This window comes from Arthrobacter sp. R4 (assembly GCF_051365025.1).
In the GTDB taxonomy this organism is placed as follows: domain Bacteria; phylum Actinomycetota; class Actinomycetes; order Actinomycetales; family Micrococcaceae; genus Arthrobacter.
Window position 1 is genome coordinate 1 of the sequence record NZ_JBLWIJ010000006.1, and the last position, 2,149, is coordinate 2,149.

Annotated in this window: 2 protein-coding genes and 1 pseudogene; all 3 read left to right on the forward strand. The window is 67.3% G+C overall.

Annotated features, from left to right (window positions below; all coding sequences use genetic code 11):
• Positions 1-548 (forward strand): annotated as a pseudogene (locus tag ACLKOZ_RS03045) (FtsK/SpoIIIE domain-containing protein); the annotation flags it as partial.
• Between the two features lie 157 nt (positions 549-705).
• Positions 706-1,278: a hypothetical protein gene (locus ACLKOZ_RS03050; protein ID WP_337349983.1), complete on the forward strand. Its 573-nt coding sequence runs from the start codon at positions 706-708 to the stop codon at positions 1,276-1,278.
• 369 nt (positions 1,279-1,647) lie between these two features.
• On the forward strand, positions 1,648-1,998 hold the full coding sequence (locus tag ACLKOZ_RS03055) for a hypothetical protein (protein ID WP_337349982.1): 351 nt from the start codon (positions 1,648-1,650) through the stop codon (positions 1,996-1,998).
• The last annotated feature ends 151 nt before the right edge of the window (positions 1,999-2,149 follow it).

The window sequence follows — 2,149 nt, forward strand, 5'->3', positions numbered from 1 at the left end:
TGGCCGGCCCTCCCGGCTCAGGACGGACCGTTGCCCTCGTAACGATGGCGTACGCCCTCCGGCGCTCCAACCCGGACACGGAACTGGTGTACATCGGATCCCGCCGCTCTGCAGTCGCCTCGCTCCCCATCTGGAACCGGTCGATCGTGGGGCCGGACGACCTCGCCGACATCGTTGAGGACCTGACCGGGCACTCCTCCGGAAACCCTGGCAAGCTTGCCATCTTCATCGAGGGCCTGACCGAGTTCACCGACACGGTCGCCGAATCCGGGGTGGCGCAGCTCGTGACGGCGTCCATCAAGGCCGACCAGTGGGTCATCGGAGAGTCTGAAACCTCCACCTGGTCCTCGGCCTGGTCGCTGTCGCAGCCGTTCAAATCAGGGCGCAGGGGATTGCTCGTCAACCCCGGCGATATTGAGGGTGACAGCCTGCTGAACACTTCGCTGGGCCGGGTCAGTCCGGAGTTCATTCCGGGCCGCGGCTACATTGTGGGGCGCGGCAAGGCACGCAAGCTCCAGATCGCCCTGCCGCCGGAAAACAGGGACTAGAGCGTGGGCCAGACAGACGGCAAAGAGCGGGACGTTAAGCACGGGGGATTTAGGGCTTAACCGCGTGTTGTAGGAGACTCCAGGGAGCAGTTGTAGCAGACTGCCGGGAAACCAGTGATGCGCGGAGGGGGCCGCGCGCTGTGACGAAAAGGTATCAATGAAACAAAAACCGTCCGCGCTCAGAGTTGTATCGGCGACGGCGGCCGCTTCGGTTTTGGCGCTTTCGATCGGCCTCTGGGTGGTGGCGCCTGCGAACGCGCAAACTTCCGAACCAACACCCACGTGCGGACTGATCTGCCTTCCGGGTCTGTCTGAACCTGACCCGAGGGATCCGCGCACTCCCCGCCCCAAACCCACCTCGGAAGAACCCACTGCTCCGCCGGCCCCCGCACCTCCCGCACCTCCCGCGCCGCCGTCCGCGGAACCCGCCCCCGCGCCGGTTTCCACCCTGGCCCCGGAGCCGACTGAGCCGGCCGGGCAAGCGTCCAGTGACGCGGCCACCAGTGCCCAGAGCGCCACGCCGTCCGCTGCCCTGCCCTCCACTGAATCGAACTGGAACAAACCGATCACCAAGTCCACCAAACCAACCCAGGCTGCAGCCGTCTCCAACGGCGACGGCCCCGGCTTCGGGGACCCGGGGCTGCTGACCATCTTGGTCGGCGTGCTGCTGGTGGGCCTGGGCGGCCTGGCCTTCGCCTGGTGGGGTCGGAACCGGGCCTCTGCCCATTGAGCAATGGGGGGACTGAGGCTCCTTATACGTTGGGCGCCGTGAATCCGGGGGATTTGCGGCCCCGCGGCGTGTTGTAGCAGACTACCGGGAACACTAATTGCCGCGGAGGGGGAGCCGCGCGCTGTCGAAAAGGTAACCATGATCCGATCCTCCCCAGTGCCGCGCGCTGTCCCCGCGACCATTGCTGCCGTTGGCATGGCGCTGGCGGTCGGCCTTGGTGCGGTGGGGGCTGCGCACGCGGAATCCCCGACGGCGGAACCCGCCCCGACCGTTTGCGAGTCGTGTGAGCAACCTACAACCGGGCCGGGGGAAGACCAAGGCAAGCCGGATCCCAAGCCCACGCAGGAGCCCCCGGTCCCGACTCAGCCGGTGGATCCCGCCCCAGCCCCACCCGCCAAACAGGTGCCCGCAGCGCCGGCGCCCGAACCGGAGCCCACCCTCGCGCCCGAGCCCAGTGCAACGGCCGAAGAGACAGAGACAGCAGAGCCAACCGTTGCGTCCCCCAGCCCCACGCCGTCGACGGCAACCCCGTCGACCGAATCCAACTGGAACAAGCCCATCACGAAGTCGGCAAGGCCCACCCACGCTGCTGCGGTATCGGACAGCGATGGCCCCGGCTTCGGCTCGGGGCTTCTGCCGATCATGGCCGGCGTACTGCTTGTGGCGCTGGGCGGGGTCTCCTTCGCCTGGTGGAGCCGAAACCGTCTCTCGGCCCACTAGCCGTGTGGCTGACCCCTTCCCATCCTGGTTGCGGTCTTCCGCCGATGGGCAGTGGTGCATGGGCAGCGGTCCCCATCGACAGTGTTTTGGGGCCGGGATAGGTTCTAGGTAATGGATCTTCCGGATCAGCCGGGGGCCGCTGGGGATGCCG